Consider the following 21,001-nt stretch of genomic DNA (forward strand, 5'->3'; position numbering starts at 1 on the left):
CGCCTACCGCGGCGCAACCGGGGAAGCGCCGAAAGTCCGTGGTGCCGCCATGCCGAGTTTCATGGTCCGGGTCGCCGCGGCGAGGCCCCAAATCACGCCCAGCACCAGGAAGAAGCTGCGCCAGTGGTCCGTGTCGATGATGAAGCCTTCCAGCACCACGCCGAGGAACGTGCCGGCCGCGGTAATGGCATAACCCTGCCACGGCGTGCGTTTGACGGCGTTGGCAAAGCCCACCCACAAGGTTGTCAACACCAAGAGCACATAGGCAAACCCGCCGCCCCAGCCATAGACCAGGAAGGCCTGCAGATAGACGTTGTGCTGCTGCAGACCGAAGACGCGGGCGAATTCGAACGGGCCCATGCCGTTCGGGAAGTCGAGCACCGAGCCGATGGCCAGTTCCTGCAATACGAAGCGACCGCCGGTGCCGACGTCATAGCTCTGCACGAGCTGGGCGCGGGTCTCGAACATGGTGGAGAGCGACGTTGCGGTCAGCAGAAACACCAGAAGAACGGCGAGCACGGCGGCGCCGACGACGCTGATGGTGACGATGCGGGTGCGCACACGGTGCGTCGGCGCTGTGACGAAGCTGAACGCGACGACGATCAGCAGCCCGACCGAGAAGTTGAACCAGGCGCCGCGCGAGAAGCTGAGCAGCAGACCGAACATGATGATGCCCGTGGCGATCAGGCTGCGGACGTCGATGCGCTGGGTGAGCATGCGCTCGAGCAGCATCAGCGCCGGCAGGATCAGGAACGGCCCGTAGACGTTGGGATCCTTGAACGGCCCCATGGCGCGATCGTAAAGCGTGAACATGCCGGCGCCCGGAAACAGATGGAAATACCCGGCCGTGCCGCAGAGCGCCGCGATCGCGGCAGCGACCACATAGGCTTTGCGCATCGTCGCCATGCGCTCCATGGTTTTGTCGGCGAAGATCAGCGCGAAGAGAAGTGCGGCAATCGCCAGATAAACCGAAGTTGCAGCATATTGCTCGGTCTTCTCCTGGCCCGGAACGTTCAGCAAGGAGAACAGACCGAAGACGTTCCAGACGATCAGCAGCGTGAATGGGATCAGCAGGATGCGGTGGAAGCGGATGCCGGCCGCGAGCGCGGCAATCGCAAGAACGCCGACCAAGCCGTCGTGCGGCGACGGCTCGATGAAGGCGACGCAGCTCGCCAGCACGGTGACGAACAGTACAGCCGTCAGCAGCCGTTCGCGGAACGGCGCCTTGCTGCACGCCGCAGCCGGCGGGGCGATCGCATAAGGGGCCCGCGGCGCCAGGACCGCGACCGGAGCCATATCGCGGGCGGTGATCAATAGGCGTTCTCGGACTTGAGCAGCGAGACCGGCGTGCGCAGCAGGATCGAAAGGTCAAGCAGCAGCGACCAGTTTTCAATGTAATAAAGGTCGTGCTCGACGCGCGCCTGTATCTTCTCGTGGGTGTCGGTTTCGCCGCGCCAGCCGTTGATCTGCGCCCAGCCGGTGATGCCGGGCTTGACGCGGTGGCGGGCGAAATAACCGTCAACCGCATCGGCGTAGAGCCGTGCCTCGGCCTTGGCATTGACCGCGTGCGGTCGCGGCCCGACCAGCGAGAGGTTGCCCTTGAATACCACGTTGAAGAGCTGCGGCAGTTCGTCAATGCTCGTCTTGCGGATGAAACGGCCGACCCGGGTGACGCGCGGATCGTCCTTGGTGACGAGTTTGGCGGCGGTGGCGTCGGTCTTGTCGGTGTACATCGAGCGGAATTTATAGACCTCGATCAGGTCGTTGTTGAAGCCATAGCGCTTCTGCCGGAAGATCACCGGGCCCTTGCTGTCAAGCTTGATGGCGACGGCGGCGGCCAGCAACACCGGCGACAACGCGATCAGCGCCAGCGTGCCGATGACCTTGTCGAACAGCCACTTCATCACAACGTCCCAGTCGGCGATCGGACGGTCGAACACGTCGATGACCGGGATCTTGCCGATGTAGGAGTAGGAGCGCGGGCGGAATTGCAGCTTGTTGGTGTGCGCGGCCAGACGAATGTCGAGCGGCAGCACCCACAGCTTTCTCAGCATATGCAAAATGCGATTTTCCGCCGTGATCGGCAGCGAGAAGATGACGAGATCGACCCGCGTGCGGCGACCAAATTCGACGAGGTCATCGACGGTGCCGAGTTTCGCCAGACCCGCGCATTCGTCACCGCCGCGGTCACCGCGGTCGTCGAACATGCCGACCAGCTCGATGCCAGTATCTTTTTGACGGCGCAGTTCCGTGATGACGCGTTCGCCCGGCTCGCCGCCGCCGACAATAACGGTGCGGCGGGTGAGGCGGCCTTCGTGCGTCCAGCGGCGGACGATATAGAACAGGACCTTGCGCGAGGTGATCAACGCGGCAAGGCCGAACACGTAGTAGGCGCCGAGCCAGACCCGCGAAAACATCTCGCCGGCCTTGAGGAAGAACGACGCACCGATGACGATCAGGAACACGACTGACCAGGCGGAAGCAAGACGCATGTACTGCTTCTCGTGGCCGCGGAATGCGTGCACCTGGTAGATGTCGGCGATCTGGAAAGCCAGCGTTGCCAGCGTGGCGACCACCAGTACCGCCGCAAAATAGCGCGGCAGCTGTGGCTGGATCGGCTCGATATAGACGAGAAAGATCGCGAGCCCGACGAGGACCATCAGCGCAAATTCGGCGACGCGCACTGTGCCGGCGAGCACGATCGGCGAGATCGGCGCGGCCATCGGTTTGTCGATGATGGCGCGAGCTTTATCGGAAAGCGTGCGCGCCGTGGATTGTTCGCGCGGACCTTCGCGCAGCCGGTCGAGGACCGCAGCGGCGCCGGCGCCGGCCGCATCGAGGGCGGGACGGGATTCGGTGTCGAACATTTCGGTTACGCCATACTGAGACGGCCACGACGACAGCCGCCGAACTTCGTAAATACGCGTAAATATCTACGGAAAGACTCTCAAAAAAGGTTTAGCGAACATCGCGAAATCCGGTTAATGGCGGCCCGATTCACGCACGTTTTGCAGGGCTGTCTGGTAACCATCCAGGACCCCTGCGACCATGGCGTCGATCGAGAATGAGCGGGCGACCCGCTCGTTCAGTGCCAGCGTCCGCTGGCGCATGGCGTCGGGGTGGTCGAGGGCATCGGCGATTGCCGTCGCGATGGCCGTTGAATTGCCGGGCTCGACCAGAGCCTCGGACAGCGGGCCGTAGATCTCCGGGATACCGCCGACGCGCGTGGTGACCAGGGGAACTTGGCCGGCCGCGGCTTCCAGAACGACATAGGGTAGCGATTCCGCGCGCGACGACACGACCATCAGACGGCCAAGCTTTAAGGCCTCACGGGCCGACATGGCGCCCGGAAAGGCGATGGAGTCGGATAATCCCGCGTTAGCGACCCGTTGGATCAAGGCGTCGCGGTCGGCACCGGCGCCGACCAAGGTCGCGGTGAGGGGTCGGCCCTGTCGGCGCAGCGAGGCGATGGCGTCGATCAGGAGATCGATGCCTTTGACGTGGCGCAGTTCGCCGATGAAGATGATGTCTGTGGCGTCCTTGGCCGGGACTACGGGCTCGAATTCGGCCTTTGACACGCCGTTGTGCACGACGCGTAGCAGGCCGTGCGGAAGGCCAACTTTGCTGCGCGACATATCGGCGCTGTACTGGCTTTCGAACAGCAGCAGGTCGCTGCGCCTCATCAGCAGGCGTTCGGTGGTCAGATAAATCTTGCCGGCGAGGGTGTCGTGGCCGAACAGCAGGCTGCCGCCATGCGGCGTATAGGCGCGCACCGCACCTCGGTTGCCGAGTGCCAGACGGGCATAGGCTCCGCCCTTGGCGCCATGGCCGTGCAGGACGTCGGCCTTGACGGCGCTGCTGCGCCGCATGACGTGCAGAACCGGCCTCCAGTCGCCGGGACCGACCTGCCGGCTCATCGGGATTCGCGTAATGCCATGGGCCATCAGGGGCGCAATTGCGTCGAAGGCCGCCGCCGCCCGGTCGCCACCGGTATTGCTGTCGGCGATCAGGCCGACCCGGTGGCCGCGCTCGGCCTGCGCCCGGGCAAGGTCCATCACATGGCGGAAGAGGCCCCCGACCGGCGCGCGGAAAACGTGGAGAATGTTCAAAGAACTCATGCGGCCGATATTTGGGATCAGTGATTGAGGCGAAGCAAACGCGTTCCCGCTAAGCGCCCGTGCGGTTAACAAAACCTTTCGATCCTTCCGTGACCGCCGGATTAACGGCGTAGCAACCATAATCGGGTCACATCCCATCACCGTCTCTGGGACGGGTGTTGGAGTCGCCATGTTCTTCCGTAAGAAGACCCAAGCCGCAGCGCCGCAGCCGGCGCCGAGACCGGTTGTCATCCCCGCGGTGTTGCCGACGATTTCCTCAGGCGACATGGGCGGCGAACCGGACCTGCGCAGCATCGGTCGCGCCTTGTGGCGGAAGAAGACGATGATCTTCGGCGTCACGTTCTTCTGCACCGCAGCCGCCTTCCTCGTCGTCAACGCTGTGACGCCGCGCTTCCAGTCGGAAACGCGACTGCTGCTCGAGAGCCGCGAAAACGTCTTCATGCGGGCGGATGCCGATAAGGGCCTCACCGACCGCGGCACGATTGATCAGGAAGCCGTCACCAGCCAAATCCAGCTCGTGCTGTCGCGCGATGTGGCGCGCGAGGTGATCCAGAAGGAGAATCTCGACAAGCTCCCCGAATTCGATCCCGCCGTCGGCGGTCAATCGGTCAGCCAGATTCTGCTGGGCATGATCGGTCTCGGCCGAGACGTCTCTTCGATGTCGCCGGAGGAGCGCACGCTCGCCGCCTATTATGACCGCGTCAACGCCTACGCGATCGAGAAGTCGCGCGTCATCGGCGTGGACTTCAAATCCGCCAACCCGGATCTCGCCGCCCGCGTCGCCAATGCGATTGCCGAGGCCTACCTTTCGTCGCTGCGTTCGGCCAAGACCGACCAGACCCGCGCCGCCAGCACCTGGCTGGCCAGCGAAATCGAAAAGATGCGCGTCAAGGTCGCCGACGCCGAGGCCAAGATCGAAGCCTATCGCTCGCAGTCCAATCTGTTCGTCGGCTCGAACAATACCTCGCTGCCGAACCAGCAGCTCACCGAAATCAACTCGCAGATCGCGGCCGCGCGCGGTCAGAAGGCCGATCTCGAGGCGAGGGCGAAGCAACTGCGCGAACTGGTGCGTTCGGGGCAGCCGATTGATTCCTCCGATATCGCCAATTCGGAATCGATGCGCCGACTCACCGATCAGGGCGCGGCGTTGCGCGCGCAACTTGCCGAACAATCGACGACGCTGCTCGACCAGCATCCGCGCATCAAGGAATTGCGCGCCCAGATCGCCGAGGTCGAACGCGCGAAGCGCGCCGAGGCCGATCGGCTGGCGCGTCAGCTCGACAACGACGCCAAGGTCGCATCCGACCGGCTCACCGCGCTGACCGCGAGCCTCGATCAGGTCAAGAAGGTTGCTTCGACCACCAACGAGCAGGACGTCCAGTTGCGTGCGCTGGAGCGCGACGCCAAATCGCAGCGCGACATTCTTGAATCCTATCTAGTGAAGTACAGCGAGGCCTCGGCCCGCGACAACATCAACGCCTCGCCGCCCGAGGCGCGCATCATTTCGCGGGCGACGCCGGCGATCAAACCGACTTATCCGAAAAAGCTGCCGACGATTTTGATCGCGGCGTTTGCGGGGCTGGCGCTGTCGACCGGCTTCGTCGTCGCCGGCGCGCTGCTCGGGGCGCCGCCGGTGGGCCCGGCCGCTGGCTATGGCTATGCGCCGGTAGGATTCGTCCAGCCGAATTTCGCCGATCCGCATGCGCCGCTGCCGATTTCCACCATGCCTGCAAGCGGCATGGCCATGACAATGGCGCGACCATTGCCGCATGTGGCGTCGCCGCCGCTGACGCCGCAGATGAAGCCGGCCGCGGCGTTTGGCGCGCCGGTGCCGCCGCTGCCGGTGAGCACGATCGAGCAGATCGTGCAGAGCCTGCGCCACGCCGGTGAGGCGGGCCGCCGCGTCACCGTGGCGGGCACCGCGCGCAACGCCGGCACCACCTACGCCGCGATCACCCTGGCGCGGTCGCTGGCCGAGGGCGCCAGCGTCGTGCTGGTCGATTTTGCCTTCGGCGCGCCGAACCTGTCGGTGATCTCGACCGATCCGAATGCGCCCGGCGTTGCCGAACTGGTCCGCGGACAAGTGAACTTCGGCGACATCATCAGCCGCGACCAGTATTCGCAGGTTCACGTCGTCGCCACCGGCAATGTCTGCAACGATGCGGCGGCGCTGGCGGCCTCGCCGTATCTGTCGACGATCGTCGAAGCGCTGGCGCAGAGCTACAACTACGTCGTCATCGATGCCGGGTCGGTGGCGGATGCCCCGGTCGAATATTTCGCGCGGCTGGCGCAGCGCTCGGTGCTGGTGACGGCCGATCCCGCCGATGTGCAGACGCGCTCGGCGCGCGAGCGCATGGCGACGGCGGGCTACGGCGACGTGGTGCTGCTCGCCGGCGCGACGCAGGCGAGCGTCGCTTAACCGGCCTTGTCGGCCTTCATCAGCCGCGCCTTGATGCGGCGCGCGGTGACGATGACCTTCCAGAGCACCGGATTCTGCTTTACGGCGCGCTTGGCGGCGGCGAATCCGCGCCGCGCGGCCGCGAAGGCCTGGCCCTTGGCGCTGAGCGGCCAATAGCTGTCGAACATCGGATCGGCGTCGCAGAACAGGCTCTTGTAGCTTGCTTCGCCGACGCCGAGATCGAAGGTGTGCAGGCCGCGCTCGCAGCAGTCGCGCACGACGCGCACCAGCAACTGCTCGCCGGGGCTTTCGGTACCGAAGCGGCCGTGAACGATCGAGGAGAACATGGCGCTGAACCGGCCATCGGCGCAGACGCCGCCCATGGTGGCGACAATCGTGTCGTCGACCGACAGCGTATAGAGCTCGATCAGCCGCGAGCTATCGGCCGGCGTCAGCGCACCGGCGGTGACGAAATCGCGCACGTCCTGCGCGGCGAATACGTCCGGCAGGCCGATGGCGCGCATGCGTGCGCTCTTCTGGGTGAAGAAATCCTCGGTGACGCGGCGGATGTCCTGTTCGTTCGTGGCGCGGGCGAATGTGACGTCGCCGAACTCCGCCAGCGTGCGTTCCTTCTTGCGCATCTTGCGGCGGCCGACCGCGCTGGTGCGGTCGTTGAACAAGGCTTCGAAGTCGGGGGAGAGCGGGCCGGAAAAGCCGAAACTGGGCGATGGCTGGTGAGGCAGCAGCGCCAGCGGATTGTCGCGGCCGGCCCAGGCCAGCGGCTGATTGCCGAGCACGACGACATCGGCATGCCCGCGCAAGGCGGCGCTCACGGCATCAAGATCCTGCGCCGTGACCGCGCCGAGGAAATCGGCGCGCCACAGGCCCATGTTGAAATTGGCATGTTTGCCGCCGAGGAATTCGACGACGCGCAGGCCGGCCGCGCCCCGGCGGCGGCCGAACGGCAGAAGAAACAACGGGGCGCCGGCGGCATCGAAACCGACCACGATGAAGGGCGCGACGCCTTCGCCGGCGCCGATATGACGCTGCCACAGCGCGAGGAAATCGAAGGCCTGGTAGGGCGTCTTGAAGGCGCCGCCGCGTTCCAGCGCGCGCCAGAACGGCTCCGCCGCCGCCATGTCGCGGAGGATATCGACCCGGGTCAGACCGGCCGAGGCAGCCGCCGGCACGGCGGTATCGGCGGGCACGGGGCGGGTGGCGATAGCAACGGACATGCGACAAAACCGCGGTTGGAGACGGGTCGCGGCACCGTCGCAAAGATTTATCAATAGAACGTTGTGAAGATCGCCGACTTTCCTAACTATTTGTTTTTGCGCGACGTTTTCGGGTGCGTCGGGTTGTATTTAGCAGAACCTGCCAAATGTTTTACATGGCCGCGTTCGGTTTGCGTTCCGTTCCCGGTCATGCGCAGCACCGTCGCATCGGCCCGAATGCGCTGATCGGCCAGTCGGCGATAGATACGAACGGTCTGTTCGTGCAGGCCGTAGAGGTTGGCGATCTCGCCATCGCTCAAGCCCTTCATGCCGGCATTGACGACCGCGGTGGCGCGCAGCCCGTGCAGCGAAAGGCCGAGCTCGGCGATCGGCGCCAGCGCCGGATTATTCTTCCGCTCGTACCAAAACCACCACGACAGTTCGTTGCCGCGCTTGAACGCGCGGCCGTCGGGGTGCGGCACGATCGGCGCGAACGGCTCGATCTTCCATCCTTGCATGGTCGCCCAGACGGCAGGATCGAGGCCAACCCAGATCACCTTGTCAGTTTTCTTCCGGCGCAGGTTGATGCCACCACCCTCCAGGTCGCGGCCTTGGAATTTCACGAGGTCGCTGACGCCCTGCGCCGTGTTGGCACCGACGTAAACGGCGCGCTGCAGCCACGGCGCGCCGTGCTCAATCGCAAGCTCAACCGCCCAGGCGGGCCATGGTTCGTTGCCGCCGCCATCGTAATGCACCGCGACGCCCGTCATGATCGTGCGGGGCAGCTTGTCGCGCACGATCGCCCAGGACTCGATGGCGCCGAGCAAGGTCTTGGCGTTGACCCGCACGCCCGGTTTGGCGGCGAGCCCATCAAGGAAGGCCTGCGAAATGCTCGGCCGTATGTCGGCGATAGCGATGTGACAGATAGCGTCCGCATCCTTGGTCCGTTGAATATAGAGCCGCGCCGTGCGCTCGTAGCTGACATAGGTCGACGGCTCTACCGTGCCGGACTCCTTCAGCCATGCCAAATATTCTTGGGTCAGATCACCGAACGTCGGATTCGTCGGCGAGGTCAGCGCACGCCATGCCTGCCAGAATTCGGGGGATGTTGCGTCGTCTGGAAGCTTGCTGCGTTTGCCCGGATTCTTCGATCCGCGGCGCGGCTGGTGATAGTGATACGTCTTTTCCCAAAGCGAGCCGTCCGGCCGGCGCCGGCGAACCGTCACCGCATATACGTCACGCGGCAGACCCACGGCTTGCTCTCTCCGCCGCAAGGCGCACTCTTTCCGTTATGTCGCCGGAACCGCCCGGCGCCTGGGGCGGCGAGTGTGCCTTAACCGCCCCGGGGCCGGCAACCGGCCAGCCGCGGATGTACACCTTGACCTCTTCCCAATCGTAAAGCGGTACGCCCTTGCCCTTGCGCGGCCGGGGGAGCAGGCCTGCGGCGACGTATTCCTCAATCGTCGTCTCGCCGAGGCAAATGTGCGCGGCGAGCGTCTTGGCGTCCTGATAGGGCGGCGGGTAAGGCAGGCTCATCGCCGCACCCATTCGCCGGACATCTTGTGCTTCCAGCCGCTCGCCTTCGTCCCGGCCATCGGCCTCGACTTCGGCACCCTGGCTCCGATGAACCGCTGCCGCACGCGCTTGATCTTCCAGTAGAGCGGTGTGTCGTGTTCGTTGTTATGGCGAAGGTTACAGGCTTCGTGAGCGATGCCGGTGACGTCGCCGCCCATGTGACGGGGAATGGCCGGGTCGTGGCTTTCGTGCCAGCGGTCGCGCCGGCCGTCGATCGGCGCGCCACATAGATTGCAGATGGGAAGATCGCCCAGGCCAGCGGCGCGCGCCTTATCACACTCTGCGAGGTAGAGCTTTTCGCGGGCTGTGGATGAGAGGCGGGGCATCTCTAAACCTCTTCCCTCTCTTCGTCCGCGTACACGGTCGGTGAATCTTCGAAATCATCCGGGTTGAGCGTCGCGGCGACTGAGACGAGCGCCTGCAGCGCGATCAACTGGCGGTCTTTGTCGTTGAGCACGAAGAGACGGAGCGCGGTTGACAGGCTTCCGCCCGTGCGGTCGGCATCCACCTGGGCGACGATGGCGCCGATGGTGGTGCCGCGCCTTGCGGCGATGTCGCCGATGGCTTCGTAAAATGCCTTCTCCAGTGAGAATGTCGTCTGTATGCCGCAATGCTTCGTGACGCGCTTTTCTGGCGCGGTGCGGATCAGCTTTGGACGATGGACATTCTGTCGGAGCATGGAGTGTTGATGCGTGTTCAGCGCGCAGCTTTCAGCGACCGGATAGCGGCGCAGAAAGCATTCGTATTGACATTGTCGGGGTAGCTCGCCTGCAACATCGCGGCGGCCTCCTCTAAGGCTGCATCGCGCGCCGCGACGACCTCGGCGCACTTCTCGTCCCACTGCTTCTGGAAACGCAGCGCGGCGGCTTCACTCATGCCGGCGTCGGACAAGGCAAGAAAATTGCTCGCGCTAGTCAGCGGGTTGGCGCGGACAATGGTGCGGCGTGCCTTATCGTAAACAAGGCGGCCGCTTCCGCTCATGTCGATGTTGGGTGCTTGGTCAGGCATCAAACGGCTCCCTTGTCTGGCGTCACTGGCGCGTCGGAAGCGGAAAGCCGGATCGACGGAAACGGCCACGACCGATCATCATCGCCAATCCACCACCCGCTCTGTTTCCAAATGCGTCCGCAGTCAGTCTTGACGATGCGCCCGGAGGCCATGACCACTTTTCGTTGACTAAGAACCTTGTGCTCGCGGTCGAGCACATCAACCACATCGCCAACTTTGAAGGAGCGGGTCGGCGTTATCGGCTGTTTGTAGGTCAGGTCCGTCACGTCACTATCCTCTTAGTTGTCGTAACTCACGCCTTCCCGATCTCCCGCAAATGGCGGGAGTGTTCGCGAATGGCATTGGCTTGTGTGTTTTCGCCGTAGCGGATACCGGCGGACCATTTGCAGGTGCAATGAACCGTTGCCGTGGCACCGACGTGTGAGCCGATCCAAGCGAGATGCAGATCGTGCTCTTCGACGAGTGTGTCGGCGACGGCGTCGGCGATCCTGGCGCCTTCGGCGGTCAGTGTGTGGAAGGTCTTGCCTTCCGGCTTCTCTGTGAGTCCGCGTTCGGCAAGCGATCGGAATGTCGAGAGGGTGAATGGCGGCACTTCGAAATTCCGTCGCAGCCGGTGCCAGATATGCTGATGGCAATGCTCATGGCTCGCCTGCATCAAGGCCATCTGTTCGGATTGCGTGAACTGATCAAAGTTCATCGCGGCGCGTTCGTCCGCGCGACTGGCTTCGATCTCTTCGGCGGATAGGATCTTGCCCCATGGCTTGACCGGGGCGGTGCGCGCGTTCATCCGCGCGTTGAATTGATCGGGCGATTCTCGGCGCGCTGCGGCGCGGCTGTAGCTTCTACGCATGACACAAACTCCACGGTTACAAACAATTCCGTCCGCGCCTTGCCCTGAATACGCGGGCAACAAAGGCGCGGACGGATACCCTCCGAATGACAAACTCGGACGCCACGACGCTACGTTCACGATCGCCCGCGCATTGATCAGCGTGAGCGAGAAAAGGCAGGCGCAGATGAACACCGTCGCCAGCTTCATAAGATCTTGCGCCGTGGCCTTTGACCGGGGTGGGTTACCTTCGGCAGGCCACGGCGCAAACCCGCCGGACATGGGGTGACGGCTTGGGAGCGTCGGGGAACGCTCTTTGTGTCCGGAGGGGAACATGGTCATTCTCCGACCGTCAGTGAGACGACGGGATGAACGGAGCCCTGAATGTGCAGGAAGATCGGCTTGCCTTCCGCGAGGCGCTTCAACTCAGCGGGCGAAGGTTGCCACGCCGATATCATGAAGCCGTCGTGGTCAAGGATTTCGAGGGTATGGCAGACGCCATCCTTCTCGTGATCCCATGTTATCGGGGCTCCGAGACGTCGTGTTGCGTCGGTGAGCGGAAGACTTTTCATGCGCGCCCCGACACTTCCGGCTGACCTTCAAAGCGCGCGATCTGCTCGCGAAACAGCGTGCAGATATCCTTGCGGTCGGCGCCGTTGGAAATGTAGTTGGCGCGGCCTTCGTGGCCGTCATACGGGAAGACCAGCAAGACGAAGCCGATCTTCTTTGCGTTGCCGGTCAGCCCGGGGTTGAGGGCTTCATCGAGCGCGACGGCAAGCGCCTGCATCAGGTCGCGATGCTTTTCCTCGATCGGAGCATCGCCAAGACTGGTCGCCATCTTCCCTCTCCCGTCTGAAAAGCGGTGAGGGGAGGCATCTGCCATGTCCCTCTCCGATATTCGGTAGAGGGAAGGTTACACCTAGTGCAACAGCCGTCAAGCCGAAAGTTGCGGTACATGCAACAATCTTTTGGCTAGGGGCGGCTCATGGCATAGGCTGCCAGCATCAGTAGGCCGATAGCGAAAACTGTGACGGCGGCGCGCCCAAGCTTGGCCATGGGGCTGCGTTGGTCCCACGATGGCAGGCGCTCGAAGCGAGAATCGTGAGCCGATAAATCGGGCTCCCGGGCGGGCAGGGCGAGGACCAGTAGCCCGGCCAGCATCGGGCTAAAGATCACGGCGCCGACGAACCATAGGGCAGGATTTCGGTTCCTGGTGTTTGCTGCGACGCCGACGATCACCGCGAGAGCCAGCCAGAAAACGACAATCCCCATTCCCATGGCTTAGCCCGTTTTGTTCAACGTTTTCGCTATTTCTATGATTTGCCGCCGGGTGCCGGGCTTCGCCTGGTCCCAGATCGTCCAAATAGAATCCTCATCGGTCGGATTGCGCATGATGAGAGAAGCCGGATCGGTGCCAAGCGCGTCAGCGCAGGCTTCCAAAAAATCCTGTGAATAGGGCTGCAGCCCCGTTTCGATTCGCGAGAGCTGCGCTTTCGACATTTCAAGCCGTTCTGCCAAGCGATCCTGCGTCAAATCGCGGAATTCGCGCCACTCGCGAATGAAGGTCTTGCGTCGGCGCGCGGATGGTTTTTTCGCAATTCTGTGTGACATGTCAGCATGTTACGCCATGCGCAACATGCTGTCGTGAACACTGGGTGCAACAAGACTTGACTGAAGGGTTGCATGTAGCGTAACAAAACCTACATGGCTGAACCGCTCAAGGCCCTGCAGGACTGGCGCAAGCGCGAAGGCGTCTCGTTTGACGATCTCGTTGCGAAGCTGCGTCAGCGCGGGATCGAGACGACCAAGGCGACGCTGTCGCGAGCCGAAGCCGGGAAACATCCCCTTGACGTCAAGGTGGCGACACACCTTCGCGCGCTGACCGGTCTCAGCGGAACGGATTTGCGGCCCGACCTTGCGGACCTCATGCAAGTCGAGGTGAGCACATGACCTCACACCGCGATCATATTCGCCGGCTCCATGGTCAGCAGCGGCCCGGCATCCATCGCGGCCATCAGTCTGTCGTGCACGGCCTTGAGGCGCTCCGGCTGCCATTCGACACGGCAGGTGACGACGCCGATCAGCGAGCCGTCCGGTTCGATGTGATGGGTGAGCAGGGTGAGAAGCACATTGCCATTCGGCAGGTTGTGCATCAGCAATTCGTGGCCGGGAACGACCGGCACACAGTGCGGATCGACGATATCGGTTACGCCGGGCGTGCCGACGCGCGCGGAAGAGTGCCGCTCCATCTTCTAACCCCCCACCGTTGTACCCCGGCTTATATGCGCCGGTTACACGATTACAGCGGGAAAGATGGAACAGTTCTACTGAAAATTTTAGGTGAGTTTTCACCGTATTTTCAGGGCTTTTTGCTAGCCGCGCGTTTCGGTTTTGACACCACACGCGGGCCGGCGGCGCACGCAAACTCCCTATCCATCGCCGCCGGCCCGCGTCATCGCCAACCCCAGGGGGACCAGGGTGGCGAAGCCTCAGTTCTGTTTTGTAATGCGTATGAGGATCGTTGTTCATGTCAGTCAGTCTCGCTGCACGTCCGCCCGCGCGGGCGGAAAAGTCTTCCGCAATCTCGGAAAAGGTTTCCGAGCGCTCGGAAGCCATGCGTCTCGTCAAACTTGCTGCCGAGCCTCGGCCCGTCGGCGATAGCGTCAGCGCTGCAATCGGCCGCGCCGCAAAGCGCCTCGACTGGTCATACGCGCGCGCCGGCGACATCTGGTACGGCGAAGCTCGCCGGATCGACTGGCGCGAAATGGACGCGCTTCGCGCCATCGAGCAGGAGCGCGATCACGCCGCAGAGCGGGCGGAACAGCGCCGGCACATGCAGCAGCTTCACGCGCTCCGCGCAAAGCTTCAATTCAACGATCCCGACTTTCACGCGGCCGATATCGACGCGATCAGTTGGCTGCTCGATCATCATCGTTAACGGAATTCTGGGCGGGGTTGTCGGTGCCTGCAGCGGAATCAAATGCGGAGAGAACCGTCGGCAGGGATCGAAGCCTGATGAGATCCACGGAACGCCGCAAGCACTAGGCGTGACAGCTCGGAGAGACGGCAACCAATTCGGAATGCAGGCGCGCCAGCTTCGGCAGGGCCTTAGTCGGCCGGTAATAGATTCGGCTGCCGCACGGAGAGGGTCGCCCGGCGGCGCGCTGGTCCTCTCAACCAATTTCAGTTCCGGCGACGGCCTTGGCATCCATCAGCCCAGGTCGAATGAACAGGGAAGGGCGCGTGACCGCGTCATATGCCCCGCCGTCGCCGGAAAACATTCCATGCGAGGTGCGGCATGAGCTCGATCCCGGAATTGACCCGTCGGCCGCTTCCTTCGTTCGACGAATGGCTCAACACGCATGGCAACGGCAAGCGTGGCGACGGCTTTGAAGCCTTCCGCGATCTTGCGGAGCGCACGCACGTCCAGAAGCTCGGTGCTTACGACGAGGCGACGACCTCATTTTTTCGCATGGTCACCGGCTTTCAGATCGCGATCGTTGAACTTTGCAACATCGAAGAGCGGTTCGGACGAAAGCCTCATGAGATCATTTCGGTCATGCCGAGAGCGCTCGCGTGCTGCGCGGTCTATGCGACCGCCTCCGTCCTTCAAGACGAAGCGCCGATGCGCCGCCTAGCAAAGATCCTGACCGAAGAATTTCGTTTCGCCGCGAAAGAGGCGGCCGACCAAATCGAGGCCAGAAAGCTGAAACAATCGGAGGCCTCTGATCACCAGTCGTGATCCATCAGCTTACTGATGCGGTCATTGTCTCAAAATTCTTCTGCCCCTGTACCAAGTGCGTAACCCGTAAATCTTTTGTTGCGTGCGTGATCGAGTTTCGAATGACCGGGATAACCCCGGCCAATTCTTACCCGAGGGGGAAGCTATGTCTGAATTTCAGTTCAAAGTGTCGCAGCGTGTTTTTCTGCCGGCCGAGCTGATTGCTCACTACGGCAGCGGCGCGCTGATCCAAGGCGTCATCACGTCGCGCGAAAGCTTCCTCGGCCGCGAACCGAAGTATAATTTTCAGTTCCTGGCGCACGATGAAGTCGGCGAAAACGGCGCGCTTCAGGTGTTGCCCGGTAGCTGTGCCGAGTCGGCGCTGATCGCGGCTCAACCCGAGTTCGCGGCGGCTGCGACGGCGAAATCCAAGTCCAAGCGCAATCGTCGCTAACCGGACTCCGCCGCCATGCCCGTCACGCCCATACAGCGCCTGCAGTGCGCCTTGAAAGCCCGCCCGCGTCGTGATCGCCCGTCGATCGCGCGCGCGGCCGGCGTCGGGCCCACGGCGCTTGCCCGGGCCGCGGCAGGCCAAGACGTCCGGGCCGACGCATATCTCAAGATTTGCGCCGGCCTGGGCATCGACTCACGAACCGGAGAGGCGTCGCCGAGCCGGCGTCTCGGCGATCTCAACTGGAAGATGCTCGGCCTTGCCATCGAACTACGCCGCCGGGTCCGCAAGCTTGGCTCGCAGCGTCACGTGGTCGCCCTGATCGGCGGACGCGTCTCACTCGCCACGCTCTGCCGCGTCGAAAACGGCAAACCGATATCGGTCAACAACCTCCTGACCATCTGCGAATTCCTCGGCATTCCGCCGGAGCACTACTGCGCCGAGCCGGATTTGTCCCACGTGAAACGCATAAGTGAAACAAACGAGGGGAGGGCGGCATGACGGTCGAATTCGAAACCCTGCGCGAAGCCAACCTCGTCCGCCAGGCCGAATGGGATAAGGCGGGTGGTATCGATCTGGCCTATCGCGGTAATGAAATGGCCGGTGAGATCGGCGAGGTGTTCGAAGTCGCCTATTCGCTGATCGACCAGATGGCGCGCTTTGCTGAAGACCTCACCGACCTGCGCTCGCAGCTCGCCGACGAACTAGCCGATGCCGAAATCTGCATCGACCTGATCGCCATGAGCGAAGACCTGCCGGCGGTCGAGGCGCAGCTCGATGTTCGTCCCGAACACCAGGGTCGCTATAGCCTGCTCGACAAGGCCATGATTGCCATGGCGCTTGGCGCCGGCGCTGGGCAGGCCTGCAACATCATTAAAAAGCTGGCCCGCGAACGGCTCGGCATTCGCGGCTCACGCGCGAGCAAAGCGGACTTATCCGCGGCGCTGTCAAAAGCCCTTCACGCTGCGCACCTTCTGGCATGGGTTGAGGGCATCGACTTGGATGCCGCCGTGCGCCGGAAGTTCAACGCGACGTCAGCGAAGGTTGGACTGCAAACCCGCATGAAGGTGGCCGCGTGAAACAGTCCCGCGCCATGTCGCTTGTTGAAAGCCTCGCGAATATCGCGATCGGCTACGGCATTCAGTGCGCAGCGTTCGCGCTGTTTCTGCCGCTCTTCGGTTTCCGCCCGAGCCTGCACGACACACTTGTCTTCGGGCTGATCATGACTGTGGTGAGCGTAGTGCGTTCATACGCGCTGCGTCGTCTCTTCGAAGCCATCCGCATCAGGGGTGCAGCATGAAAGACACGATTATCGCGACCGCGCAGTTCATCGGCATCATGGCCATCCCCGTCGGCATCCTCGTCATCGTCATGCTGCGGTACTGGAACAACCGCCTCAACCGCGCGGACGAAAGCGACGTCACCGGCATCAACGCCATCCCGGCCGAATGGCCTGCCGATTCGCTTTCTCGTGAATTCGAACAAGAGCCGAGGGGGATGTGATGGCGCCAAGACCTTGGACGAAGGCCGACAACGATCTTTTGCTCGATTGGTACGGGTTGAAACACATCGGATGGGGCTCGATCGGGCTCAAGCTCAATCGCACGCCGCAGGCATGCGCCGCTCAATACCAGCGCCTTCAAAATCCGCAGCGCGAAAAACCCTTCATGACGCTGTCGGAGATTCACGACGCGCGCCTCACGGAACGCGGGCGCAAGCGTGAAGCCGAGCGCGAAGCCCGAATCCAAGCGGCAACGGCGCGAGCCGAGGCGGAATTAGCCGAAGGCCGCATCACCTCGACCTATTTCGGCGATCCGCCTCCTGGCTGGTCTGCGCTCGACCGCAAACGGAAGGTCGAGCACGCATGAGCGCTCGCATTCCCGAAACAGCAATCCGCTGCGCCTATCTCTGGCCGTGCAATCTCGCGCATGCGGCATTCACGCTGTCGAAGTCGTGGTCCACGAAGATCACCGCACATGATCTCGACGTGCTGTTCGACGCGCACTGCGTCAATCACCCGCTGCTGCATGAACTCGGCGCGCGGCCGGTCAAGGGATTCGACCAGGCCAACGAGCACGTCAAGCTGGCGAAACGCCTTATGGAGGATGACCACAATGCTTGCGCCGAACTCTGAGCGTGAACGGCTTCCCGACTGCGTAGGCTGTCGCAAGCCACTGTTCGTCGGCGATATGGGCTTCGCCTATGAGGATGAACTCTGCTGCGCCGAATGCGCGCCGACCTACGAACAGGCCAAAGCCGAGTGGGAAGAGCAAAAGGACGAGCCTCAAGACAACCCCGAAGCCTACGCCGAATTCTGCAAAGCCTATGACGCGCACATCGCCGCCGGCGGCAAGCCGAGCGATCAATGCGTCACGGTGCTGTGATGACCGATGCCCTGACCCTTGTCGTCGGCACATTCATGGCGGTCGTGGCCGGCGCGATGGCCTTCACCTTCGGCGCCGCCATCGTATGCCGCTGGCTCAAATGGGCGCCCGTCAACATCAACGTCACGATCAACCCGTCGGAGGAACCGTGACGCAGCTCGCCCTTTACGAGACCGCGCGCGCCGCGCTCGCCGAGTGCCGCCGCGTCGACGAGGTCAAGGAAATCCGCGACAAGGCGGAAGCCGTCCGCGCCTACGCCCGCATGGCGCGCGACGTGCAGCTCGAGATGGACGCCGCCGAACTGCGCCTGCGTGCCGAACGACGCATGGGAATCCTCGTCGCCAGCATGAAAGCCACGGGCGAACTGCACGTCGGCGGCCGTCCGAAAACCGGTACCGATGAGGAACCGGTTTCCAAGGTCAAGCTCGACGATCTCGGCATCGACAAAAAGCTCTCCGCGCGCTCACAGAAGGTCGGCGGCATCGCCGAGCAGGCATTCGAGGCCATGGTCGCGCGGACGCGCCAGCGCATCGCGGACGGCGCTGGCAAGGTATCTCTCGACGTCATCAACGATCTGAAAAAGGCGGATGCCAAGGCCGCGCATGCCGCCCGTGTTCATCAAGGTTGCGACGTTGACGACCTCGCTACACTGATCGCCGAAGGCCGGAAGTTCGGCGCCATCCTGATCGACCCGCCATGGAAGTTCGCCGCCCGCGGCGCGGGCGGCGACGGCCGATCTGCCGGCGAGCACTACACGACGTCCGGCCTCGATCCGATCAAGGCGCTGCCGCTCGCCGATCTCGCCGCCGACAACTGCGTCATGTTCATGTGGATGGTCGATTGGTGCCCAAAGTGGGCGTTCGAACTGATCGAGCATTGGGGCTTCGATCACAAGACGACGGCTTTCACCTGGGCCAAGGAAAATGCTTCGGGTGAAGGCTGGCACATGGGGCAGGGTTATTGGACCCGCTCCAATCCGGAAGATTGCTGGCTCGCAACGCGCGGTCATCCGCAGCGCATGAATGCCGACGTGCGGCAACTCATTGTCGCGCCGGTCATGGAGCACAGCCGCAAGCCCGATGAGATCCACGACCGCATCATGCGGCTGGTCGAAGGCCCGTATCTCGAAATCTATGCGCGCCGGCCGCGTGACGGCTGGGTGACGTGGGGCAATGAAATCTCACGCGAGCAATTCGCGCGCGACGCCGCCGGCCAACCCATCACCCACGATGAAAAGACAGGGGAGGTGGTGGAGTGACCCGTCACCGCTGGGATCACGACAAAGAAAAGCGCCTCGCCGCATGCGAAAGCCCGGACGGAAACGGACGGACGGAACGCCCATGCGAGCGCTGCGGTCTCATCAAGATCACCGTGCATCCGCCTCAAGGCCTTCCCTGGAGAGAGTGGCGAACGAAGGAAGGTTACCCACGGCAGGGCGAGATGACGCCGCCGTGTGTCGCGCAAACGGTGCCTGAGATTGCTTCAGAGACGACGGCAGAGGTGATTGCGGTATGAACACCGAAGGTCTGACAAAACAGCAAATCCGCGTGCTCGAATTCATCATCGAGTCGATCGAGCATCGAGGTCTGTCGCCGACGCTCGAGGAAATCCGTGTTCACCTCGGCCGCAAGAGCCGTGGCAGCGTGCATCAGATCCTCGTCGGCTTGCGTGACCGCAATCGGATTCGGTGGACCGAAGGCTGCAACCGCTCCATCACCATCGTCGGCAACAAGGCACAACATCGCTTGCCGGCCGATCTTCAAGCCAAGCTGGAAGCCTATTGCAAGGCTCACAATGAGCGGCCGAGCGATGTGCTGGCTGATGCCCTGACTTTGCATTTTGACGCGCTGGAAGCAGCTGGCACGAACGCTGAGGTGGTCGCCTGATGAACCCACTCTCCACCATCATCGCCGCCGCGGTCGCCGACGCCGTTGCCGCCAATGTCCGGCTTTTCGATCCGAAGAAAATCGAACGCGCTCCGGACGCACTAACGCGCGATATCGTCAAGGCCCTCACACGATCGACGAAGGAAGGCGAAGCGGAAGCCCAGACGGAAGCGGAAGACGCCCCGTTCGAATGGCTGCCGGCCGATAGTCGCCGGGCAAAGGCTTACGTCAATCTCCGCATTGCAGCGCATTGCCTGTCACGCGCTGCGGAAAAGGATGGGCTCATTTATGTGCCGCGAGAGGCGGACGGCCCGGCCATGCTCGCTTTCGCAGATTGGACGCCAGCGCAAGGGGTAATCGGCATATCGAACGTCGCCCAGATGACCGCGTGGCGCGACTTCTATGACCGCGTGCTGCCGAATGTCGCGCGGCGCCCGCAAGGCAACTCGATGACCGCGCCATGGCCCTGGCCGCCCTCGAAAGAGGGCAAGACCTATGACGCCGACGCCCAAGAGGAAATGCCCGCGCCGTGACTGACCGCCGCTATTCCATCACGCCCGCGCGGGCCTATACCGACGCGCGCCTCGAGGGCCGGGATCTTCACGTCCTGGGCTTCCTTGGCATGCACACCGACAAGCTCGGCTGGTGTTTCCTGTCGCAGGGCACGATCGCGACGGCGCTGCGCTGTGGCCGCGCGACAGTGCAGCGCTCGCTCGATCGGCTTATCGACGCCGGCTATGTCCAGAAGCGCGAGTTTATCGGCGCGCGCCCCCATGCGTGCCACGCATACCGTGTTATTATGGACCTTGACGACCCAGAAATCGAACCGCCGGCCGATGCCGGCGCCGACGATGATGGCGGTCCGAGGTGCCCACCAGCGGGCACCTCACCCGGAGGTGCATCACCAGCGGGCACCGGTGCCCAGCCAAGGCCGGGCACCTCCGACGCCGAGGTGCCCACGCATGCACGGGCACATAACGACCAAGACTCTGGTGGTAGTGGTGGTGACGCGCGCGCGCGAAGCCAGATCAGCCCTGAAGCATTTCAGCTTGCCGACGAGATCGGCGTCATCGCCGGCTATCCAAAACGGATCGACTGGCCTCTCGGCTGGTGCGGAGCGCCAGAGCGAATTGATCGGTGGTTCAAAAAGGGCTGGCGAAGCGAAACCGCAATCGCGGTAGCTCGGGCTGTGATGGCTGGCAAACGCGATGGCCCTCCGCAGACGATCCAGTATTTCGAAAAGGCCATTGATCGCGAGATGGCGCGCCTATCAGCCCCCATGCCGACGACGGAGCAAAACGATGTTCAAACAGGTCGCGCTCGTAGCCCGGGAAATAATCGACCCTCAGGCAACGCCTTCGCCGGCATCTCTGCCAGTTTGCGCGGCAGACAAGCCACCGGCGCGGATTGATCGAAC

General features: G+C 63.1%; 33 protein-coding genes. 17 read left to right on the top strand and 16 right to left on the bottom strand.

All coding sequences use genetic code 11. The features are described from left to right. Positions 1-3: 3 nt before the first annotated feature. From ASD45_RS08315 to ASD45_RS08325, 3 genes are all read right to left on the bottom strand, one after another. Positions 4-1,314 carry a hypothetical protein gene (locus ASD45_RS08315; protein ID WP_056911057.1) on the bottom strand — a complete coding sequence of 437 codons (1,311 nt, stop codon included), beginning with the start codon at positions 1,312-1,314 and terminating at the stop codon, positions 4-6. After that, on the bottom strand, positions 1,311-2,867 hold the full coding sequence (locus ASD45_RS08320) for an undecaprenyl-phosphate glucose phosphotransferase (protein WP_056911058.1): 1,557 nt from the start codon (positions 2,865-2,867) through the stop codon (positions 1,311-1,313). Before ASD45_RS08320 ends, ASD45_RS08315 begins: the two co-directional genes overlap by 4 nt. A gap of 114 nt (positions 2,868-2,981) precedes the next feature. After that, positions 2,982-4,469, bottom strand: coding sequence for a glycosyltransferase family 4 protein (locus tag ASD45_RS08325; protein ID WP_348271219.1), 1,488 nt, complete (start codon positions 4,467-4,469; stop codon positions 2,982-2,984). Here ASD45_RS08325 and ASD45_RS08330 point away from each other — a divergent pair. Further along, entirely contained in the window at positions 4,441-6,537 is a 2,097-nt protein-coding gene (locus ASD45_RS08330) for an exopolysaccharide transport family protein (protein WP_244485253.1), read from the top strand. The genes ASD45_RS08325 and ASD45_RS08330 overlap by 29 nt on opposite strands. On the opposite strand, the gene ASD45_RS08335 is transcribed toward ASD45_RS08330, so the two are convergent. The 12 genes from ASD45_RS08335 to ASD45_RS08385 all read right to left on the bottom strand — a co-directional run bounded on the left by ASD45_RS08335 (position 6,534) and on the right by ASD45_RS08385 (position 12,753). Then, positions 6,534-7,751, bottom strand: coding sequence for a GNAT family N-acetyltransferase (locus ASD45_RS08335; protein WP_056911061.1), 1,218 nt, complete (start codon positions 7,749-7,751; stop codon positions 6,534-6,536). The genes ASD45_RS08330 and ASD45_RS08335 overlap by 4 nt on opposite strands. 86 nt (positions 7,752-7,837) lie before the next feature. Next, the gene (locus tag ASD45_RS08340; RefSeq protein WP_056911062.1) at positions 7,838-8,983 is read right to left on the bottom strand and encodes a hypothetical protein; all 1,146 of its coding nucleotides are present in this window, start codon (positions 8,981-8,983) and stop codon (positions 7,838-7,840) included. Further along, on the bottom strand, positions 8,967-9,278 hold the full coding sequence (locus ASD45_RS08345; protein WP_056911063.1) for a hypothetical protein: 312 nt from the start codon (positions 9,276-9,278) through the stop codon (positions 8,967-8,969). Before ASD45_RS08345 ends, ASD45_RS08340 begins: the two co-directional genes overlap by 17 nt. Beyond that, positions 9,263-9,631 carry a hypothetical protein gene (locus tag ASD45_RS08350; protein WP_056911064.1) on the bottom strand — a complete coding sequence of 123 codons (369 nt, stop codon included), beginning with the start codon at positions 9,629-9,631 and terminating at the stop codon, positions 9,263-9,265. Before ASD45_RS08350 ends, ASD45_RS08345 begins: the two co-directional genes overlap by 16 nt. Before the next feature lie 2 nt (positions 9,632-9,633). Continuing rightward, positions 9,634-9,984, bottom strand: coding sequence for a ribbon-helix-helix domain-containing protein (locus ASD45_RS22975; protein ID WP_082540725.1), 351 nt, complete (start codon positions 9,982-9,984; stop codon positions 9,634-9,636). A gap of 17 nt (positions 9,985-10,001) precedes the next feature. Further along, the gene (locus ASD45_RS08360) at positions 10,002-10,313 is read right to left on the bottom strand and encodes a hypothetical protein (RefSeq protein ID WP_156380760.1); all 312 of its coding nucleotides are present in this window, start codon (positions 10,311-10,313) and stop codon (positions 10,002-10,004) included. After that, positions 10,313-10,579: a hypothetical protein gene (locus ASD45_RS23385; protein WP_156380761.1), complete on the bottom strand. Its 267-nt coding sequence runs from the start codon at positions 10,577-10,579 to the stop codon at positions 10,313-10,315. The genes ASD45_RS08360 and ASD45_RS23385 overlap by 1 nt, the downstream gene beginning before the upstream one ends. Before the next feature lie 26 nt (positions 10,580-10,605). After that, positions 10,606-11,352, bottom strand: a complete 747-nt coding sequence (locus tag ASD45_RS08365) for a hypothetical protein (RefSeq protein WP_156380762.1) — start codon at positions 11,350-11,352, stop codon at positions 10,606-10,608. A gap of 128 nt (positions 11,353-11,480) precedes the next feature. After that, positions 11,481-11,714, bottom strand: coding sequence for a hypothetical protein (locus ASD45_RS08370; RefSeq protein ID WP_056911067.1), 234 nt, complete (start codon positions 11,712-11,714; stop codon positions 11,481-11,483). Then, complete coding sequence (locus tag ASD45_RS08375; RefSeq protein ID WP_056911068.1) at positions 11,711-11,980, bottom strand: hypothetical protein; 270 nt, start codon at positions 11,978-11,980, stop codon at positions 11,711-11,713. The genes ASD45_RS08370 and ASD45_RS08375 overlap by 4 nt, the downstream gene beginning before the upstream one ends. Before the next feature lie 134 nt (positions 11,981-12,114). After that, positions 12,115-12,420 carry a hypothetical protein gene (locus ASD45_RS08380; RefSeq protein WP_056911069.1) on the bottom strand — a complete coding sequence of 102 codons (306 nt, stop codon included), beginning with the start codon at positions 12,418-12,420 and terminating at the stop codon, positions 12,115-12,117. A 3-nt stretch (positions 12,421-12,423) separates the two neighbouring features. Then, positions 12,424-12,753, bottom strand: a complete 330-nt coding sequence (locus ASD45_RS08385) for a helix-turn-helix transcriptional regulator (RefSeq protein WP_056911070.1) — start codon at positions 12,751-12,753, stop codon at positions 12,424-12,426. 93 nt (positions 12,754-12,846) lie between these two features. Here ASD45_RS08385 and ASD45_RS08390 point away from each other — a divergent pair, with 93 nt between their 5' ends. After that, the gene (locus tag ASD45_RS08390) at positions 12,847-13,092 is read left to right on the top strand and encodes a hypothetical protein (RefSeq protein ID WP_056911071.1); all 246 of its coding nucleotides are present in this window, start codon (positions 12,847-12,849) and stop codon (positions 13,090-13,092) included. 2 nt (positions 13,093-13,094) lie between these two features. On the opposite strand, the gene ASD45_RS08395 is transcribed toward ASD45_RS08390, so the two are convergent. Further along, complete coding sequence (locus ASD45_RS08395; protein WP_056911072.1) at positions 13,095-13,391, bottom strand: hypothetical protein; 297 nt, start codon at positions 13,389-13,391, stop codon at positions 13,095-13,097. A gap of 278 nt (positions 13,392-13,669) precedes the next feature. Here ASD45_RS08395 and ASD45_RS08400 point away from each other — a divergent pair, with 278 nt between their 5' ends. The 15 genes from ASD45_RS08400 to ASD45_RS08465 all read left to right on the top strand — a co-directional run bounded on the left by ASD45_RS08400 (position 13,670) and on the right by ASD45_RS08465 (position 20,995). Then, on the top strand, positions 13,670-14,080 hold the full coding sequence (locus ASD45_RS08400) for a hypothetical protein (protein ID WP_156380763.1): 411 nt from the start codon (positions 13,670-13,672) through the stop codon (positions 14,078-14,080). Positions 14,081-14,440: 360 nt separating this feature from the next. Then, entirely contained in the window at positions 14,441-14,884 is a 444-nt protein-coding gene (locus ASD45_RS08405) for a hypothetical protein (RefSeq protein WP_056911074.1), read from the top strand. Between the two features lie 145 nt (positions 14,885-15,029). Further along, a complete protein-coding gene (locus ASD45_RS08410) occupies positions 15,030-15,317 on the top strand; it encodes a hypothetical protein (protein ID WP_056911075.1) in 288 nt (95 codons plus the stop codon). A gap of 15 nt (positions 15,318-15,332) precedes the next feature. Beyond that, entirely contained in the window at positions 15,333-15,815 is a 483-nt protein-coding gene (locus ASD45_RS08415; protein ID WP_056911076.1) for a helix-turn-helix transcriptional regulator, read from the top strand. Continuing rightward, on the top strand, positions 15,812-16,393 hold the full coding sequence (locus tag ASD45_RS08420; RefSeq protein WP_056911077.1) for a hypothetical protein: 582 nt from the start codon (positions 15,812-15,814) through the stop codon (positions 16,391-16,393). The genes ASD45_RS08415 and ASD45_RS08420 overlap by 4 nt, the downstream gene beginning before the upstream one ends. Next, positions 16,390-16,614, top strand: coding sequence for a hypothetical protein (locus ASD45_RS08425; protein WP_056911078.1), 225 nt, complete (start codon positions 16,390-16,392; stop codon positions 16,612-16,614). The genes ASD45_RS08420 and ASD45_RS08425 overlap by 4 nt, the downstream gene beginning before the upstream one ends. Further along, positions 16,611-16,817, top strand: a complete 207-nt coding sequence (locus ASD45_RS08430) for a hypothetical protein (protein WP_056911079.1) — start codon at positions 16,611-16,613, stop codon at positions 16,815-16,817. The genes ASD45_RS08425 and ASD45_RS08430 overlap by 4 nt, the downstream gene beginning before the upstream one ends. Beyond that, entirely contained in the window at positions 16,817-17,182 is a 366-nt protein-coding gene (locus ASD45_RS08435; protein ID WP_056911080.1) for a hypothetical protein, read from the top strand. Before ASD45_RS08430 ends, ASD45_RS08435 begins: the two co-directional genes overlap by 1 nt. Next, a complete protein-coding gene (locus ASD45_RS08440) occupies positions 17,179-17,448 on the top strand; it encodes a hypothetical protein (RefSeq protein ID WP_056911081.1) in 270 nt (89 codons plus the stop codon). The genes ASD45_RS08435 and ASD45_RS08440 overlap by 4 nt, the downstream gene beginning before the upstream one ends. Beyond that, positions 17,429-17,698 carry a hypothetical protein gene (locus ASD45_RS08445; protein WP_156380764.1) on the top strand — a complete coding sequence of 90 codons (270 nt, stop codon included), beginning with the start codon at positions 17,429-17,431 and terminating at the stop codon, positions 17,696-17,698. Before ASD45_RS08440 ends, ASD45_RS08445 begins: the two co-directional genes overlap by 20 nt. Then, positions 17,698-17,850, top strand: coding sequence for a hypothetical protein (locus tag ASD45_RS23390; protein WP_156380765.1), 153 nt, complete (start codon positions 17,698-17,700; stop codon positions 17,848-17,850). Before ASD45_RS08445 ends, ASD45_RS23390 begins: the two co-directional genes overlap by 1 nt. Then, positions 17,847-18,956: an MT-A70 family methyltransferase gene (locus ASD45_RS08450; protein ID WP_056911083.1), complete on the top strand. Its 1,110-nt coding sequence runs from the start codon at positions 17,847-17,849 to the stop codon at positions 18,954-18,956. The genes ASD45_RS23390 and ASD45_RS08450 overlap by 4 nt, the downstream gene beginning before the upstream one ends. 253 nt (positions 18,957-19,209) lie before the next feature. After that, complete coding sequence (locus ASD45_RS08455) at positions 19,210-19,584, top strand: hypothetical protein (RefSeq protein ID WP_056911084.1); 375 nt, start codon at positions 19,210-19,212, stop codon at positions 19,582-19,584. Then, positions 19,584-20,117: a hypothetical protein gene (locus ASD45_RS08460; protein ID WP_056911085.1), complete on the top strand. Its 534-nt coding sequence runs from the start codon at positions 19,584-19,586 to the stop codon at positions 20,115-20,117. The genes ASD45_RS08455 and ASD45_RS08460 overlap by 1 nt, the downstream gene beginning before the upstream one ends. Further along, the gene (locus ASD45_RS08465) at positions 20,114-20,995 is read left to right on the top strand and encodes a helix-turn-helix domain-containing protein (protein ID WP_056911086.1); all 882 of its coding nucleotides are present in this window, start codon (positions 20,114-20,116) and stop codon (positions 20,993-20,995) included. Before ASD45_RS08460 ends, ASD45_RS08465 begins: the two co-directional genes overlap by 4 nt. Positions 20,996-21,001 lie beyond the last annotated feature (6 nt).

This window comes from Pseudolabrys sp. Root1462 (assembly GCF_001426945.1).
Taxonomy (GTDB): Bacteria; Pseudomonadota; Alphaproteobacteria; order Rhizobiales; family Xanthobacteraceae; genus Pseudolabrys.